This is a genomic window from Corynebacterium sp. 20-84, assembly GCF_053479455.1.
On the sequence record NZ_JBRBCB010000001.1, the window covers coordinates 144,512 to 160,500 of the forward strand.

Annotated in this window: 14 protein-coding genes and 1 pseudogene; 9 read left to right on the forward strand and 6 right to left on the reverse strand. The window is 63.7% G+C overall.

The window, feature by feature from the left end; translation table 11 throughout:
• Window positions 1-105 precede the first annotated feature (105 nt).
• On the forward strand, window positions 106-1,176 hold the full coding sequence (locus tag ACUY2Y_RS00700) for an HNH endonuclease signature motif containing protein (protein WP_448324390.1): 1,071 nt from the start codon (window positions 106-108) through the stop codon (window positions 1,174-1,176).
• A gap of 80 nt (window positions 1,177-1,256) precedes the next feature.
• Here the strand turns inward: ACUY2Y_RS00700 and ACUY2Y_RS00705 are convergent, their stop codons facing one another.
• The 3 genes from ACUY2Y_RS00705 to ACUY2Y_RS00715 are packed head-to-tail and all read right to left on the reverse strand — an operon-like array spanning window position 1,257 to window position 5,088.
• Entirely contained in the window at window positions 1,257-2,759 is a 1,503-nt protein-coding gene (locus tag ACUY2Y_RS00705) for a succinic semialdehyde dehydrogenase (RefSeq protein WP_259902366.1), read from the reverse strand.
• Window positions 2,760-2,815: 56 nt separating this feature from the next.
• Entirely contained in the window at window positions 2,816-4,174 is a 1,359-nt protein-coding gene (locus ACUY2Y_RS00710) for a M20/M25/M40 family metallo-hydrolase (protein ID WP_448324391.1), read from the reverse strand.
• Entirely contained in the window at window positions 4,171-5,088 is a 918-nt protein-coding gene (locus ACUY2Y_RS00715; RefSeq protein WP_448324392.1) for a hypothetical protein, read from the reverse strand. The genes ACUY2Y_RS00710 and ACUY2Y_RS00715 overlap by 4 nt, the downstream gene beginning before the upstream one ends.
• A gap of 50 nt (window positions 5,089-5,138) precedes the next feature.
• Between ACUY2Y_RS00715 and amn the strand changes: the two genes are divergently transcribed.
• From amn to ACUY2Y_RS00730, 3 genes are read left to right on the forward strand one after another with little or no spacing between them, the layout of a single operon-like run.
• Entirely contained in the window at window positions 5,139-6,521 is a 1,383-nt protein-coding gene (amn, locus tag ACUY2Y_RS00720; RefSeq protein ID WP_296146681.1) for an AMP nucleosidase, read from the forward strand.
• Entirely contained in the window at window positions 6,518-7,486 is a 969-nt protein-coding gene (locus ACUY2Y_RS00725) for a Sir2 family NAD-dependent protein deacetylase (protein ID WP_448324393.1), read from the forward strand. Before amn ends, ACUY2Y_RS00725 begins: the two co-directional genes overlap by 4 nt.
• A gap of 47 nt (window positions 7,487-7,533) precedes the next feature.
• Window positions 7,534-8,799 carry a glycosyltransferase 87 family protein gene (locus ACUY2Y_RS00730; protein ID WP_448324394.1) on the forward strand — a complete coding sequence of 422 codons (1,266 nt, stop codon included), beginning with the start codon at window positions 7,534-7,536 and terminating at the stop codon, window positions 8,797-8,799.
• Window positions 8,800-8,810: 11 nt separating this feature from the next.
• Here the strand turns inward: ACUY2Y_RS00730 and ACUY2Y_RS00735 are convergent, their stop codons facing one another.
• Window positions 8,811-9,890 carry an ROK family protein gene (locus tag ACUY2Y_RS00735; protein WP_448324395.1) on the reverse strand — a complete coding sequence of 360 codons (1,080 nt, stop codon included), beginning with the start codon at window positions 9,888-9,890 and terminating at the stop codon, window positions 8,811-8,813.
• 147 nt (window positions 9,891-10,037) lie between these two features.
• Here ACUY2Y_RS00735 and ACUY2Y_RS00740 point away from each other — a divergent pair, with 147 nt between their 5' ends.
• Window positions 10,038-11,690, forward strand: a complete 1,653-nt coding sequence (locus ACUY2Y_RS00740) for a DUF885 domain-containing protein (RefSeq protein ID WP_448324396.1) — start codon at window positions 10,038-10,040, stop codon at window positions 11,688-11,690.
• Between the two features lie 3 nt (window positions 11,691-11,693).
• Here the strand turns inward: ACUY2Y_RS00740 and ACUY2Y_RS00745 are convergent, their stop codons facing one another.
• Window positions 11,694-12,749, reverse strand: coding sequence for an AbrB family transcriptional regulator (locus tag ACUY2Y_RS00745; protein WP_448324397.1), 1,056 nt, complete (start codon window positions 12,747-12,749; stop codon window positions 11,694-11,696).
• A gap of 26 nt (window positions 12,750-12,775) precedes the next feature.
• On the opposite strand from ACUY2Y_RS00745, the pseudogene ACUY2Y_RS00750 reads away from it, so the two are divergent.
• Both ACUY2Y_RS00750 and ACUY2Y_RS00755 read left to right on the forward strand, forming a co-directional pair.
• A pseudogene (locus ACUY2Y_RS00750) lies at window positions 12,776-13,525 on the forward strand (TSUP family transporter).
• A gap of 76 nt (window positions 13,526-13,601) precedes the next feature.
• Window positions 13,602-13,928, forward strand: a complete 327-nt coding sequence (locus ACUY2Y_RS00755; protein ID WP_448324398.1) for a hypothetical protein — start codon at window positions 13,602-13,604, stop codon at window positions 13,926-13,928.
• Here the strand turns inward: ACUY2Y_RS00755 and ACUY2Y_RS00760 are convergent.
• Window positions 13,903-15,384 (reverse strand): amino acid permease, encoded by a 1,482-nt coding sequence (locus ACUY2Y_RS00760; RefSeq protein WP_448324399.1) that lies wholly within the window; start codon window positions 15,382-15,384, stop codon window positions 13,903-13,905. The two genes, ACUY2Y_RS00755 and ACUY2Y_RS00760, sit on opposite strands and share 26 nt — an antisense overlap.
• 82 nt (window positions 15,385-15,466) lie before the next feature.
• On the opposite strand from ACUY2Y_RS00760, the gene ACUY2Y_RS00765 reads away from it, so the two are divergent.
• Window positions 15,467-15,736: a ribbon-helix-helix protein, CopG family gene (locus ACUY2Y_RS00765; RefSeq protein ID WP_448324400.1), complete on the forward strand. Its 270-nt coding sequence runs from the start codon at window positions 15,467-15,469 to the stop codon at window positions 15,734-15,736.
• Between the two features lie 55 nt (window positions 15,737-15,791).
• Window positions 15,792-15,989, forward strand: coding sequence for a toxin (locus tag ACUY2Y_RS00770; RefSeq protein ID WP_448324401.1), 198 nt, complete (start codon window positions 15,792-15,794; stop codon window positions 15,987-15,989).

The window sequence follows — 15,989 nt, forward strand, 5'->3', positions numbered from 1 at the left end:
TTTTGCTCGTTTTTCACCCCTTGTGACCTGCTCGTTTGGGCGATGTCTACTGAAGTAGACATTGTTTCGTAGACGATGGGTTGCGCGCGGTTTAACGTTTGTGCTGTGAACGATTTTGACGCGTTTTTAACAACACTCGGCAGTCCGATGGACATCCTGGCCGGTTTCGACCGCCAGGCTGCTCAGGCTGCCGGCGTCAAACCCACCACCTATATCGAGTGGGAAAAAGCCCACGAGACCTACTTCGGCACGACCCGCTCCACCCGCAAGCAGGCCCAGGCGGTACGCATCGCCCGCGAAACCGGTAAATCACTAGACCAGATCTTGTTCATCGAACAACAAGTCCGTCCGTTGGGCTCGGAGAAGGAGAAGTGGAAGATCCGCCTGGCGTTGTTGTCGGTGCGGGGTAACTACGAGACGTTGAAGCGCCGCGCCAAAGACATCGTTCCTGAGGTGGATACACCTGCCCCTGAGTCGGCGGTGCGGTTTGGTAAGGAGCGGAAAGGTAAGCGCACTTTTAGTGCTACTGGTGATGCGAGTGATATCGCTGCTCTTGAGTACGCGTTGCGCCAAAAACTGGACGCTAACCGTCCTGAGGGCCCGCAGATGTATGAGGCATTTCACGACCTGCTGCACAACGACGGTGCTGTTGCGGATGCTGTTCCACGCCCACTGGTCCAGATCCCGCTGGCGGATTACATCTCAATCCTTGGCGGCCAGGGCGATGACACCATCCTGGGGCTGTCTGATGGCACGACGATGACTGGTGCGGAGTATCTGACCCACCACCACTCCAAGGACCTTGAGGTGGCACTCTTCCACCCTCAGGTGGGCCCGGTGAACCTGTACAACACGAAGCGGTTCGCCAATAAGAAACAACGCGACCTCGCCCGGGCAACACTGACGACGTGTCCGGTACCAGATTGTCGGCATGCTGCTGATAACTGCGAGGTCCACCACATCGAACCCTGGGCCCGCGGTGGACAGACGAACATGAACAACCTGTCGGTGTTGTGCAGGTATCACAACCGCACCAACGATGATGATCCGGACAGGCACAACAGGGGTCGAATACAGGTGCGCGATGGGACACCGATATGGGTTTCACCGCGCGGAACACCGGTGGCGAACAGCACACACCAATATGGTGCGATGCACCTGTTGTTCGGGAAATAGCGAAACGGCCGCAGACACAGTCTGACCACGCTCATCGCGTGAGTCAGGCATGTCCACGGCCAGTTCGGCGCGCCCGAAAACTAGCGCATGAGGTCGCGGCCGTATTTGAGAGCGAAGGTCAGGGCCTGCGCCCACCGCTCAGGGGCGATGCCGTCGGGGCCGGCAATGGGAACGATGCGCTGCTCGGAAACCGTGCGGGATTCGGTGTACTTGAGCAGGCCGCCGTCGCCGTGGCGGCGCCCGACGCCGGAGCGCTTCCATCCGCCCATCGGCGCGCCGATGGAGGACCAGCCGGCACCGTAGCCTTCATTGATGTTCACGGTGCCCGCCTGGAGCTGGGACGCGATCTCGTGGGCGGTGGACGGCTTACCGAAGACGGAGGCGTTCAATCCGTACTCGGTGTCGTTCGCTTTGGCGATGGCTTCTTCGTGGGAGTCGACGACCTCGATGTAGACGACTGGACCGAAGACTTCTTCGCGGTACAGGCGCGCATCTTCGGGCACGTTGAGGAGAACGGTCGGGGCGTAGAACGCGGGCCCGAGGTCGGTGAGGCGCTTGCCGCCGGTGGCGACGGTCGCGCCCTTGCTCACGGCATCGTCGACGAATTCAGCGACGGTGTCAGCCTGGTCTTCGTTGATGAGGGAGCCCATGTCGATGTCCCAGTCGTGGCCGCCGCCGATACGCATCTTTTCGACGCAGCGCACGAACGCCGGAATGAACTTGTCAGCCACGGCGCGATGAACGTACATGCGCTCAATGGAGATGCACAGCTGGCCGGTGTTGGAGAAGCAGGCGTGGCGGACACCGCTGACGACCTTGTCCACATCGGCGTCGGCCGTGACGATCAGCGGGTTCTTGCCGCCGAGCTCGCCGGAGAAACCGATGAGGCGTTCACCGGCCTGCGCAGCCAGTTTCGCGCCGGTGGCAGAGGAACCGGTGAACATCAGGTAGTCGGTTTCTTGCACGAGCAGCTGCCCGACTTCGCGGCCGGAGCCGGGCACGACGTTGAGCACGTCCTTCGGCAGGCCAGCCTCGGCGAACAGTTCAGCGGCGCGCAGCGCGGTCAGCGGGGTAGAGGAGTCGGGTTTGAGCACGACGGTGTTGCCGGCGAGGATCGCGGGGATGGCGTCGGAAAGGCTGAGCACGAGCGGGTAGTTCCACGGCGCGATGATGCCCACAACGCCGACGGGCGCATGCTCGACGCGGGTCTTCGTGGCGATCGGCAGGGCGACTTTCGCGCCCTCGCTCTTGAGCAGTTTGCCTGCGCGGTATGCGTAGTGGCGGGCGGTCAGCGCGCTGTCGAGCACCTCTTCGAAGGCGGAGCGGCGGTTCTTGCCGTTCTCGTCCTGGATGAGGTCGAGCAGTTCCTTTTGGTGCTTCAGCACGAGGTCGTGGTAGCGCAGCATGATCTTTTTGCGCTCTTTGACCGGGGTTGCGGCCCATTCGGGCTGTTTGGCGCGGGCGCGCTCAATGTACTCGCGGGCGGTGTCCGCCGAGTGGTAGTTCGTCGTGCCGACGATGGTGCCGTCAGCAGGGTTTTTGATGGTTTTGGTCGAATTGTCCTGGTTAAGCAGCGTCGTCATAGTCCCCAAAGATAATGCACGGGCACCACCCCGCACAGGTCCTTTGGTGAGAAAAATTAAACGCCCAGGAAGCGCCGCACAAGGCTACGGTATGCGCGTGCGGTCAGTTTGACGTCCTCAACGTGGACGAATTCATCGTGGGAGTGGAGCTGGTCGAGCACTTCGCCGAATCCGCGTCCGGCGGCGTGGAGGGCGAAGCCGTAGCCGACACCGCCGAGTCGTCGACCGAAGCGCAGGTCGGAGCCGCCGGCGGCAATGGTGGGCACGATGTCGGCGGCGGGGAAAAATTCGCGGTAGGTGTCCACGATGGCGTCGTAAAGCGGGCCCGATGCAGGCGAGACCGTCGCTTCTTCGGTGATCAAATGCTCGATGTGGACGCGTTCGGCCAGGTCGCCCAGAGCTTCACGCAGCAGCTTATCGACGTCTCCCTGCCCCTGCCCCGGCAACGGCCTGATATCCAGCTCCACATATGCGGCAGATGGGAGCACGTTGATCGCGCCGCCGGCACGCAGCACGGTGGGGGAGACGGTGAGGTGGCTCATGGCGTGCGAGTACCGCGCCAGCGGGCCGAATGCCTCGTAGTTCTCGCCCGCGATGAGCGCCGCCTCGGTGTCGGGGTCGAAGCGGAAGGAGCGGACGTAGCCTTGCCAGAGGTCGTCGGACACGACGTCCGGTTCGATCGCCGCTAATCGACGCGCCACCTCACCGATCAACCCCACCGTGATCTCCCGGCCGTACGGCGCTGAGCCGTGCCCCGCGTCCCCGTGAATGGTGATGCGCCTTTGAGCTGCGCCTTTCTCACCGACGACCACCACAATCGCGTCGCCGCCGTCCGAATCCTGCACCGGGATATGCGACCCGCCCGTTTCCGAGAGGCAGTTGCGCCAGCTGAAAGCCTCGGGCTCATTCTTCGCGATCCAGCCCGCGCCGAGACCTCCGCGCGCCTCTTCGTCGGCGCAAGCGACGAAGGTGAGGGTGCCGCGCGGCGGATTTCCAGCCTGTGCCTCAAGTGCGACTTCCCTGGTCACAGCGGCCATCGACGCGGTGATGAAGAGCATGTCGGTGGCACCGCGTCCGTAGATCCGGGCGCCGTCTTCCGCCTCGACGACCTCGGCGCCGAAGGGATCTTGAGTCCACTTTTCCTCGTCGATGGGAACGACATCGGTGTGGCCGAGCAGCGTCAACGGTTCGGCATCCGGGTCACTGCCGGGAACGGTGAAAGCGACGGAGACGCGGCCGGGGTGCGGTTCGAAGCGGCGCACCTCAACACTGTCGCCGGCGTCCGCGAAGAAATCCTCGAGGGTCTGCGCATTACGCACCTCATTGCCCGAATCCGCGGTGAGATCGTTGACGCAAGCGTTGCGGATGAGCTGTTTCAGCAGCTCGATCGTCGTGTGCTCTAATCCTGGTGTCATTCGTTCTCCTCGTTCTGAATCATCGGCATTTCTTTCATTCCTTCACCGAGTTGGGCCTGGTCGCCCTGCTCGCCTTCGGTGCCCTGTTTCAGATGAAGCTGGTCTGTCGACTCGGCGAGCAACGCAGCCAGCTGGTTCAGAGCCTCCTGGCAATCCTGCTCGGAACCGAGGACGGAGCGGGCGGCGATGGCGATGCCGTAATCGGTGCCGTCGATGGTGAAGAAGCCGAGCTGGCGGACGTGGAAAGAAGCGTCGTCGGCATCGGACCAGCCGCCCTTGAACGGAATGTCGGCGATAGTGCCCAGCCCGTAGCTGTGCTCGGGGTTGATCTTATGCATTTCTTGGATGACGGGGTTGTCGTCGGGCACAGACGCCAAGTATTGGGCGTAGCGGGCCTGAGCCGGGACGGGCCAAGTGGTCACGCCGAAAGCAGGTTCGACGTGGACAGACACACCAGCCTTGGCGATCTCCTCGCCGACGAGCTGGCTCGCCTCCGCGTCGGTGCCGAGGCAGCGCCAGAGGTAGTAAGCGGCGTCATTATCCGACCACTCGATGGCGGCGGTGGTCTGCTCGAGGACGAAGTCCCTGTCGGGGCAGTGCTCTAAGGCGGTCAGGGCGATAGGGACCTTGATGGTGGACCAGGCGGGAAGGGCGCCGCCGGAGCCGGAATTGGTGGAGGCGGAGCCGTCGAAAAGCGAAAAGGTTGTTTGCGTGTTGGTGGCGGCCTCGATCTCGGCGACCTTTCCGTCGATGCCGTCGAGGTTCGGCCTCGCATCGGGCGCGGGTGCCTCGGCGGGGGCGGACGGCGGAGCGGGCGCAGCGGGTTCTGACGGCCCAGAGCACGAGGCGAGAACCAGTGGAAACAGGGCGAGCAGAGATGCCAAGCGGGGTTTCCTAGATGCGGTGTTGATCACAGCAAAGAACTTTAGCCCGTCAATTTCTGTGTTTCAGTAGGGTTGGGCGCATGGGAGCGTTAGAGGTTGTGGGAAGCGTTGACGGGGCCGTCGATAAGCTGATCGAGCTGTATGCCGCTGCCTGCGAACGCGCGCGTGGCGGCGGGGATTACGCGCAGGTGCTGTATCCCAAGATCGCGGTGGAGATCAAGGAATGGAAGCCGATCGACCGCTCCGAACCGTTCGGTTATGTCGACGAAGCGGGCGTGTACTCGGCGGCGTTGTCGCGTCCCGACCTCATGTCGAGCTACCTCCGCCATCAACTGCGGTGCCTGACAGATAATTACGACGCGGAGATCTCGGTCGGTTACTCCGACATCGGGATCGCGCCCGAGTACATCCGTGGCGCAAAGCGCGGGACCGACGCGACAATTCCGCGCCCCACGCTCGACGATGTCCACGACGCAATTATCGACGGCGACTGGGATGCCTTCCACGGCCCCGAGAAACCCCTGTTCCACTTCGGGCCGCAACGTTTCGACATCGCCTGCGCGCGCATTGAGCATTACACCGGCATCGAGGTCGATTCGGTGCAGAAATTCATCCTTTTCACCAACTACGAGATGCACACGCGCGAGTTCGTGAAATTCGGGTTGAGCCAGCTTGCCGACGATGCCACGCGCTACCACGCCCTCATCCTCCCCAACGGCACGCGCATCGAGCGTGGCGACGTCGACGGCATCGACGCTTTGGCCATGGACCTCGCCTCGAAGTACCAGATGCCGCGCTTCGATCTCGTGGCCGACGGCAATAGCGGCGTGACCATGATCAATATCGGTGTCGGCCCGTCGAATGCCAAGACGATCACAGACTGTCTGGCTGTTCTGCGCCCCGAATGCTGGATCATGATCGGCCACTGCGCCGGCCTGGACGCCCGCATGCGCATCGGTGACCTCATCCTGGGCAACGCCTACGAGCGTCGCGACCACGTGCTGCACAGCCACATCGACCCCGAAACGCCCATTCCCGCCGTGCCGGAAATCCAGCGCACCCTGGAGAAATCCGTGAAGAGGATCTACGGCGAAGAAGAGCAGTCGCTCATGCGCACCGGCACGGTGCTGTCCACCGACGACCGCAACTGGGAATGGCAAGCCCCGCGCGACCTGTGGGAGTGGCTGCGCAATTCGACGGCGGCGGCCGTGGACATGGAATCCTCCACCATCGCCGCGAACGGGTACCGCTACCGCGTCCCGTACGGAACACTGCTCGCCGTGTCGGACCTGCCGCTGCACGCCGTGCCGAAACTGCCGGCAGCCGCCCAGGCCTTTTACTCCAACTCGAAGGAAGCGCACGTCATGTGCGCGGTGCGCGCCGTGGAGCGGTTGGCCAAGCACCCGGAGCGCCTGCGCACACGCAAACTGCGCCGCGCCCAGGGCGAGGTCCCGTTCCGTTGACGCCCCGCAAGGAGGACGCCTCGTTCCCCGAGCCCGAATTCACGGACCCCGCGGTCGAGCTCGCGCACCGCAGCGCGATTCGCTCCATCGAACGCGTCGTGCACGAGACCGCCACACCGACGCCGCCGCAGCAGGCGCTCGACTTCGTTGCGGACCTGTTACGGAATGGTCCGGCGCTGGTCGTCACGGGTGCAGGGGTGTCCACGGCGTCGGGCATCCCGGACTATCGTTCCCCGGGCGGGCGCCTATCGAAGGGCCGCCCGATGACGTACCAGGAGTTCGCGCATTCGCGGGCGTCGGTCCGCCGCTATTGGGCGCGCGCGTTCGTCGGCATCCGCCAGATGCGCGCGACCTCGCCGAACCGCGCGCATTTCGCGCTCGTGGAGCTGGAGCGAGCCGGTCTGATCAGCGGAATCATCACGCAGAACGTCGACGGGCTCCACACCCAAGCCGGCTCGCGCAACGTCATCGCGCTCCACGGGGACATGGACCACGTGGTGTGCCTCGATTGCGGTTTCAAAGAAACACGCACGCTTTTCGACGCCCGCCTTGGCCGCGCCAACCCGGGCTACCTGCAAACAGTCCTGGTGGATGACACCATGATCAACCCTGACGGCGACGTCGAGCTGCCTGAGGAAGCAGTCCGCGCCTTCACCATGGTGGAGTGCTCGCAGTGCGGGGGGTGGCGCATGAAACCGGACGTGGTGTATTTCGGGGAGAACGTGCCGAGGGGGCGTCGTCAAGCGGTCGGCGAGTGGCTGGATGCGTCGACGTCGCTGATCGCAGTGGGCACCTCCCTTGCTGTGATGAGCGGGTACCGGCTCGTGCTCGACGCGCGCGCCGCCGGCAAACCCGTTGCCGTCATCAACGGCGGGCCCGGACGCGCCGACACGAAAGCCGATGCCGTGTGGCGCACCGACGTCGGCGACGCCCTCGACGCGATTTTGGATGCCCTCGACATTTAGCGCGCCATCGACCCATATCCCGGGCGTGCCGGGGTAGCGTTCAAAGAGTGAAACAGCTGGCAGGACGTATGACCGTGATCACAAGCCTAAGTGTGCTTGTGGTGCTCATCGCGCTGCGCTACGCAGCCAACTTCGCAGTCCTCCAGAGCGTCTTCAAAACCGACGTGCCGCTCGACCTGTGGATCTACATGCGCGGCGGCGAACGCGTCACCGACGGCGTGAACCTCTACGAAGGCAATATCTTCAACGATCTCCCCTTCACGTACCCGCCGTTCGCCGGCATGATCTTCGCCTGGGTGAGCATGCTTGACGACGCCTCCGTCACCCTCATCTGGCACACCACCACCATCGCGTGCGTCATGGTCGTCATCTGGATGGTCCTGCGGCGCCTCAAAGTGGACATCAACCCACTGTCCTTCCTTCTCATCATTCCGCTGCTCACCGCGTTTTTCCTGCTCGGCACCGAGCCGCTCCACGCCACCTTGTTCTGGGGCCAGGTCAACGTGGTGCTCATGCTGCTCGTCTGCCTCGACTTCCTGCCGTTGAAGTACCGCCTGCCCGGCATTGGTGTCGGACTCGCTGCCGGCGTGAAACTCACCCCTGCGTTTTTCGGCATTCTCTTCCTCATCCAGCGCCGCTGGTGGGCTGCCGCCGGAAGCTTCATCACATTCCTCGTCACCGTCGGCCTCGGCTTCCTCGTCGTCCCCGACGCCAAATCCTTTTGGACCGACGCCATCTTCAACTCCAGCCGCGTCGGCGACCACTTCAACTCCGGCGCTCAATCCCTGAAATCCGTGCTGGTGCGCAACCTCGGCATCGAATCCGACGACAAGTGGCTTCTGACAGTTCTGCTCGCCATCGCCGTGGTCGCTTTCGCCGCATGGTTGGCCGTCAAACTCGACTGCCTGCCCGTCGCCGTCGGCATCACCGGCTTCGGCGCGTGCCTCGTCTCCCCGTTCACCTGGTACCACCACTGGGTGTGGATCGTGCCAATCGCCGTGTCCGTCTTCGTCGCCGCAAACCAGGCCGCAGCTCATTTCACCAGGGGAAACGCCGCGCGCTGGCAGTTCGCGGGGCTGCTGTCCGTCGGCGCCCTCGTCCTTGTTTGCTTGCCCTTCGTGGGTATTAGCGTCGCCGCGAACCTGTTGTGGGAATTCAACCCCGAGCGAGGCTTCTCTTGGATGTACGTGCCCGCCGCGCTGGCGTTTTTGGCGATCTTCATCACCTACGCCCTCGTGGAAAAGGCGCGGCGTAACCGCGCACGTTCCCGCAGGTGGGCAGGGCTGCAGCGGGCTGAACTCGGCGTGGTCTAGGCAGCGCCGGATTACGGCAGCTGCACCTTCAAAGGCTCGCGAAGCACCAGATCGAGTGCGACGGCGCGGGCAATATCGCGCACCATCTCTCGGTGGGTGGGGATGAGACGCAGGCGGGCGTTCTCGCCGTCCTGGAGGGTCTGGCGGACGGTGCGAGCGAAACGCGCGGGGGCTTTCTGGTCGTCGATGAAGGCGGAGCCGGCAACGACCAGCGTGGACGCACCGTACTGAGTCATCAGACTCGCGGCGACACCGCCGAGGTGTGAAGCGCGGCGGTCAAGGGCAGCGCGGATGTGGGGGTGGGTGTGGGAGAGCTGGATGGCGTCGATAAGCGAAAGCCCTTGTTTGCTGATGTTGCGGAGCAGACCGTTCGTGGTGAGGTCCTCGCGGTCGACGGCGATGGGCACGACGCGTTTGTCTTCGGTGATGGCCGCGCCGATGGAATCGTCGGCGAAGATCGCCATGATGGGCGCATCGCCGATGATTTCGCCGGACTGGATTTCGGAGCCGATGATCGCGGCGACTGCCGACGAGACGGTGACGGGCACCGAGAATTGCTCGTTCAGTTGCGCGCCGATGTTGACATCGCGCCACCCCAGGTTGGGCGCGTTGACGACGCCGTCGGGGCTGACGGCGCCTGATGTGGTCACGCCGACGGTCGCGAGCGGACGGTCGAGGTCCGCCATGAGGCGGTTGAGTCCGGCCATGATGTGCTGGATGAAGTCGTCCTGGCTGAGATGCGCGACGGGCAGTTCGACGTCGACGTCGCGGATGGTGCGTCCTTTGATGTCGAAGAGCGCGATGTAGGTAGCGGTCGTGCCCACGGAGATTCCGGCGAAGACGGGCTCTAATTCGGCGAGCTCGAGCGGGATGATGGGGCGGCCGCGGCCGGTTGATTTCGACAAGTCCATGCGCTCGTTGACGAAGCCGGCGGAGATGAGCGCGGCGATGGCACGGGTGACCGTGGGCTGGGACAGACCGGTCGCTTCAACAAGCTCGCTTCTCGACGTCACCGTGTTCAGTCTCACCAACTGCAAGCACTTGGCGGCTGGGTTCTGGGGGCGTGAGAACGCAGACCACGAGGATTTCATGCATTCCATCTTAGAGGGAAACTAGACCATGTTGTCCACAAGGGGGCCTGAATATCTGAACCAAGCGGACTATTAGCGGGGTTCTGGCAGTGCCGGACCCGCCTCCCGAATGCGGAAACACCCTCCACACGGTTAGACTCTGCACTCATGAGTGAACGCGCCCCATCGCTCCTTGACGCGACGTGCGAAGATTTCGTCTACGACCTCGCCGAGCTCTCGCCGACGCTCGCCACTGAGCTCGGCATCCCCGGCCACGACGACCAGCTGCAGGATTTCAGCCCGGAGCACTGGAACGACATCGCGGACCGGATCCGCGACCTCATCGCGGACGTCGATGCGCTTCACGACGGCACCGACGCCTCCGACGACGATGACGATTTCGACGAGGTGGACTACGTCACCGGCGCGATCCTGCGCGACCGCATGCTGGTGGAGTTGGAGCTGCACCACCGCGGCGAGAACCTGCGCATGCTCAATAACGTCACCTCTCCGGTGCAGGTCATCCGCAACGCGCTCACCGTCATGCCGAAGGAGACGGAAGAGGACCTGGACAACTTGGCGGAGCGCATGCTACGGGTGCGGCGTTCGCTGGCCGGGTACCGGGAGTCGTTGGCGGAGGCGGCGGGGCAGGGCGATGTGGCCTCGCAACGCCAGATCGATGCCGTGATCAGCCAGTGTGAGGCGCTCGCGGAAGACGGCTCTTTGCTGGAGTCGATGGGGCTGGAATTCGATTCGGAGCCGGTGTCCCACGCGAAGGGCGCTTTCGCGGAGATGGCGGATTGGCTCTCGACGGAGCTCGCGCCGCTGGCCTCCCACCAGGATTCAGTCGGGCGCGACCGTTATGAACTGTTCTCGCAGTACTTCCTCGGTCGCGAGATCGACCTCGATGAGGCGTATGGCTGGTCGCTGGACGCGCTGGCACAGATCGTCGAGAAGCAGCAAAAGGTTGCGCACGAGCTGTTCGGCGAGGAGTGCACGGCGCGCGGCGCTTATCGACGCCTCGACGAAGACCCCGCCTACACCCTCACCGACAACGATCTGTTGGTGGAATGGATGCAGAAAGTCTCCGACCAGATGATCAGCCGCCTCGACGGCGAGATGTTCACCCTGCCGGAGGAAGTCAAGCACCTCGACTGCCGCGTTGACGCCGCCAGCACTGGCGGAATGATGTACACCGCCCCGTCCGAGGATTTGGCGCGCCCCGGCATTTTGTGGTGGTCCGTCCCGCAAGGCCAGGACGGCTTCCACGCCTGGCACGAGCTCGCCCGCATCTGCCACGAGGGCGTGCCGGGCCACCACGTGCAGCAGGGCATTGCGATGACGCAGCGCTCGACGTTGAACCTGTGGCGCCGCACTCTGAATTGGAATGCCGCCCACGGCGAGGGCTGGGCCGTGTACGCCGAGACTCTGATGGAGGATCTGGGCTTTTTCGACGACCCCGGTTACCGCATGGGCCTGCTCGATTCCCTGCGCATGCGTCTGGCGCGCGTGGCTGTCGATATCGGTGTTCACCTGGGCAAGAAGACCCCCGACGGCACCGGCCACTGGGACGCCTCCTACGCCAAGGCTTTCCTGCGCGATAACACCGCCATGAACGAGCAGAACTTAGGTTTTGAGCTCGACCGCTATATGGGGTGGCCGGGCCAGGCCACTTCCTATGCCCTCGGCTACCGCGACTGGATGGACCTGCGCGAAAAGGCCTGCGAGAAGGGCATGACCCTGCGCGAATTTCACGATAGGGCGCTGCGCCTCGGCTCCATGCCGATGGACATGCTGGCGCGCGAGGTGCTCTGCCGCTAGACGTTAGCGCCTGTCGATCGCCCGGAGAATCTTCGGCAACGACCCTGCGAAAACCAGAATGCAGAGCAGGCGGATGAGCTGCAGCGACACCACGGCGGGGCCGCCTCCGCCCTCGGAGGACAGTGCCAGCACCGTTTCGATCGCGCCGGGGCTCGTGGCGAGGTAGCCCTCGAAGAAAGTGATGTCCAGCCACGCCGACACAACGGCGCCCATCGCGGCGCACGACGCCATGACGACGACGATGAAGGTGACCGTGGCGGGCAGCAGCTTGGCAAAGCGCTTCAGCGCCGGCACGCTCAAACCGCCGCCGCAAGCCCAGCCGATGGACATGAACGCCACCACGGCGAGAGGCTCCGGCGGGGCGATCGGGACGGGGAGCAGCGTCGCGATCACAGCGGTGAGGATCAACGGGCCGAACACCGCCGGTGCAGGCAGATGAACTTTCCGCGCAATGGGTTCGCCGATCACGGCGATCGCGATGACGAGCAGCCACATCCACCAGGTCACATCGAGTCCGGCGGAGTGGTTCTCGCCGGGACGAGGAAGAAATGACGCGACGAGCGGCAGGGTCATCGAGACGGCGAGCAGACGCAGGTATTGGGTGAGGGCGACGTAGCGCATGTCGGCGCCGAGCTCGTCGGCAAGCGACATCATGACGGATGCGCCGCCCGACAACATGGACAGGACGCCAGTTTCGCGGCTGACGGTCGGCTCGCCGCTGCGGGCCTTCCGCCCGGCATATTGCGCCAGCGAGAGTCCGCCGACGAAGCCGATTCCGATGATCACGCCAGCTGACGCGAGTCCAGGCAGCAGGTAGTGCACCAGCTCAGCGGGCGGCACGCCGGCCAAGGGGAGGGCGGCGAGCACGCCGATGATGCCGCGGCAGAAATTGTAGAACTTCGCGTTGACCTTCAGCTCGCGGCCTGTGCCCAGCGCGGAGAAGCCGGACACCACGATCGCGCCGAGGATCCACGCGGCGGGCACGTGGAGCCGGGCAAGCAGGTATCCGAGAAGCACCGAAAGGGGTGCGACGATCATCCACCGGCTGCGTTGTTCCACGGTTGGTCATAGTAGCGTGGGGGTCCATGTTCGCTATGTTGGTCGCCGCGGCAGCTCTCGCAGGCTGGGTCGATGCGGTGATCGGGGGAGGCGGGCTGGTGCTCATTCCGGTGCTCATGGCGGGCACGTCGATGCCGCCGGCGGCGATTTTGGCGACGAACAAGCTCGCGGCGGTCTCCGGCACGGCGTCGGCCGCGGTCACGCTCGTCCGCCGCGTGGGCGTGCCCCGCCAGACGTAGGGTTACGCGCTCATCGCAGGGGCACTGTCGGCAGCGGGTGCGCTTATCGCATCGCTTATCGACGCCTCCTTTCTCCGCCCCCTCATCCTCGTCCTCCTCATCGCGGTGGGGGTGTTCGTGGCGTTGAAGCCGGAATTCGGGACGACACAGTCGGTGGACGATGCCCCGGTTATCACCCCGCGCCGGGTTCTTACTGCCGCCGGATTGGTGGCCGCGATCGGGTTCTATGACGGGACGTTCGGGCCGGGGACTGGAATGTTCCTCATCATGGGGTTCACGGCGATCTTCGCCCAGAATTTCCTGCGGTCGGCGGCCATGGCGAAGGTGATCAACACCGCGACGAATCTCGGTGCCCTGGCGGTGTTCATCGCGGGCGGGTTCGTCGACTGGCCGCTCGCGATCGCGCTCGCCGTGGCCAATGTCGTAGGCGCGCAGATCGGAGCGCGCACGGTGCTTGGCGGCGGAGCGAAATTGGTGCGGTACGCGCTGCTCACACTGGTGATCGTGCTGTCGACGTATCTGGCGTTCCAGCTCTAAAGCCTGCGCAAGCTCTTGGCGGAACCTACACCCGCCCACAGACTTTCCCCAGTCACTGGGATTAGAGTTTCCGGTCATGATCACAACTAAAACGGCGATGGCGGTGACGGTGGCTGCGGATGAGGGGGACAACGCGGCGGCCGTCGATACGCAAAAAGCCGAAGAAATTGTGGACGCTGCCCTGAAATTCGTCGGCGGCACCACCATCGAGCAGCTGCATATTGTCGCTGACTCGGACGCGTTGCCCGCGCTCGCTGTAGCCCTGGCGACCAGGGAGGATCTGCCCGATAACCTGACGCTCGTGGAAGCCGGTCACGAACTGGACAATGAGTTCGTGGTGGTGTCCGCTGAGTTTGTCTTGGCGATGGCGGGCAGCGCTACTCCAGAACTAGAGAGCCGTTGACCAGGCCCACGACCGCGGCGATCGCGCCGAGGACGACCAGGCCGACGACGACCCACTCGAAGGTGTTGAAGATCTTCTCTTTATTGGCGATGCGCGTCCACAGGTACGGGATCAGGCCCGGGATCACAGCGAGTGCGCCGAAGAGGACGTAGACGGGGTCGGCGGCGTAGATCAGCCACAGTGAGTAGATGAAGCCGACGATGCCGATGACCAGGTGTCGGCGGTTGTCGGAGGAGGAGATGGAGGGGCCGGAGTCGTCGAAACGCTCGCCCGCGTGCGGGTGCGTGAGGCCTTTGCCGCGCACGGTGAGGAGCAGAAGGTAAAGCGCCGAGAAGATGTACGGCAGCAGGTACATGATGGTGGCGAGCTGCACCATGGCGTTGTACGAGGTCTCGTTGGCGAAGAAGAGAATGACGAAGAACTGCACAACGCTGGTGGAGACCAGCTGCGCCATCCACGGCGCGCCCGCTTCGTTCTTCGCGGCGAGGCGCTTGGGCAGCAGGCCGTCGGCGGCCATCATGACGATCGGTTCGGCGCAGAGCATCTGCCAGGAGATGTAGGCGCCCAGCACCGACAGGCATAGACCGATGGAGATCAGCGCGCCACCCCACGGTCCGACCGCGGCTTCGAGCACTGCACCCATGGAGTTTTCCGGCAATGCCGCCAGCTCCTCGCGGGTGAGCACGCCGTAGGACAGTGTCGATACGGCGACGAGCAGACCCAGCACCGACAGGAAACCGATGACGGTGGCGCGGCCGACGTCCTGGCGGGATCGCGCCTGCTTGGAGTAGACCGACGCGCCCTCAACGCCGATGAACACCCAGACGGTGAACAGCATGATGCCCTGGATCTGGTCAGACAGGGAGATACCGGAGTTGTCGCCCCAGAAGTCGAGCGTGAACTTGTCCCAGCTGAACCCGATGAAGGCGATGAGCACGATGAACGCCAGGATCGGGACGAGCTTCGCGATGGTGGTGACCAGGTTCATCAGCGCCGCCTGCTTCACACCCCGGGTCAGCGCGAAGAAGATCCCCCAGGTGAGCACGGAGACCGTTAGCGCCATGACCCACGGGTTGTCCTGGTCAAAGAACGGCAGGTAGTGGCCGAACGTGCCGAAGAACAGCGTCGCGTAGCCCACCTGCGCCATCACGGAGCCGAGCCAGTAGCCCCAGCCTGAGGTAAACCCGATGAAATCGCCGAGCCCGGCACGCACGTACGAGTACACGCCGGAGTCCAGGTGGGGCTTGCGTCGCGCGAGGATCTGGAAGATGAACGCGATGGACAGCATGCCGACGCCCGCGATCGCCCAACCGATCAGCATCGCGCCTGGGCTGGCCACAGATGCGATGTTCTGCGGCAGGGCGAAGATGCCGGATCCGACGGTGGAGCCGATGATCAAGGACACCAGTGTCCAAATGGTCACCGAGTGCGTGCGTTGGCTTTGGGCTGTGCTCATAGGGGTTTAACTTAGTGGGTAGAGGCCAAAAGTCGCGAAAACAGGGTAGTGACACCCATTTAATTCCGTATACGATAAGGCCATGGCCAAGCGGACAATCAAGGGTAAAGAGATCACGGACGCGCAGATTCAGGCCTGGGCGGACGAGGCGGAAGCGGGATATGACCCGGCGACGCTTCCCCCTGCCCGTCCAGGGCGCCCTTCTGTTGGTGACGGACCTGGATCCGTTGTTCCAGTCCGACTAGATCAGGCGACGATCGCGGCCGTGATGGAGAAGGCGAAAGCTGAGGGGTTAGCTACCCGATCCGATGCCATCAGGGAAGCGATCAGGAAGTGGATCAGTGCCGCTTGAGATACACGTATCTGCCCGGAAGCACTATGCAGCGCATAGGCTCGACGATGAACGTGTGCTCTATGCGGCGGACAACGTCCTTCAGAGTCGCCCTTTAGATGAGGAAGAAAACCCGCAGCGGTGGTTGATGATCGGGGTTGATCCGGCGGGGAGGCTCATTGAACTTGTTCTATTGCAGTTCGATGATGGGCGAGAAATTCTTATCCATGCGATGAAAGCCCGGAAGAAGTACACCGACGAGCTTCGCTTTTGA

Coding starts and splice junctions, on each gene's coding strand:
- ACUY2Y_RS00705 (WP_259902366.1), bottom strand. CDS start 2,759: ATGACGACGCTGCTTAACCAGGACAATTCGACCAAAACCATCAAAAAC.
- ACUY2Y_RS00740 (WP_448324396.1), top strand. CDS start 10,038: ATGAGTGAACGCGCCCCATCGCTCCTTGACGCGACGTGCGAAGATTTC.
- ACUY2Y_RS00735 (WP_448324395.1), bottom strand. CDS start 9,890: ATGAAATCCTCGTGGTCTGCGTTCTCACGCCCCCAGAACCCAGCCGCC.
- ACUY2Y_RS00765 (WP_448324400.1), top strand. CDS start 15,467: ATGGCCAAGCGGACAATCAAGGGTAAAGAGATCACGGACGCGCAGATT.
- amn (WP_296146681.1), top strand. CDS start 5,139: ATGGGAGCGTTAGAGGTTGTGGGAAGCGTTGACGGGGCCGTCGATAAG.
- ACUY2Y_RS00755 (WP_448324398.1), top strand. CDS start 13,602: ATGATCACAACTAAAACGGCGATGGCGGTGACGGTGGCTGCGGATGAG.
- ACUY2Y_RS00710 (WP_448324391.1), bottom strand. CDS start 4,174: ATGACACCAGGATTAGAGCACACGACGATCGAGCTGCTGAAACAGCTC.
- ACUY2Y_RS00760 (WP_448324399.1), bottom strand. CDS start 15,384: ATGAGCACAGCCCAAAGCCAACGCACGCACTCGGTGACCATTTGGACA.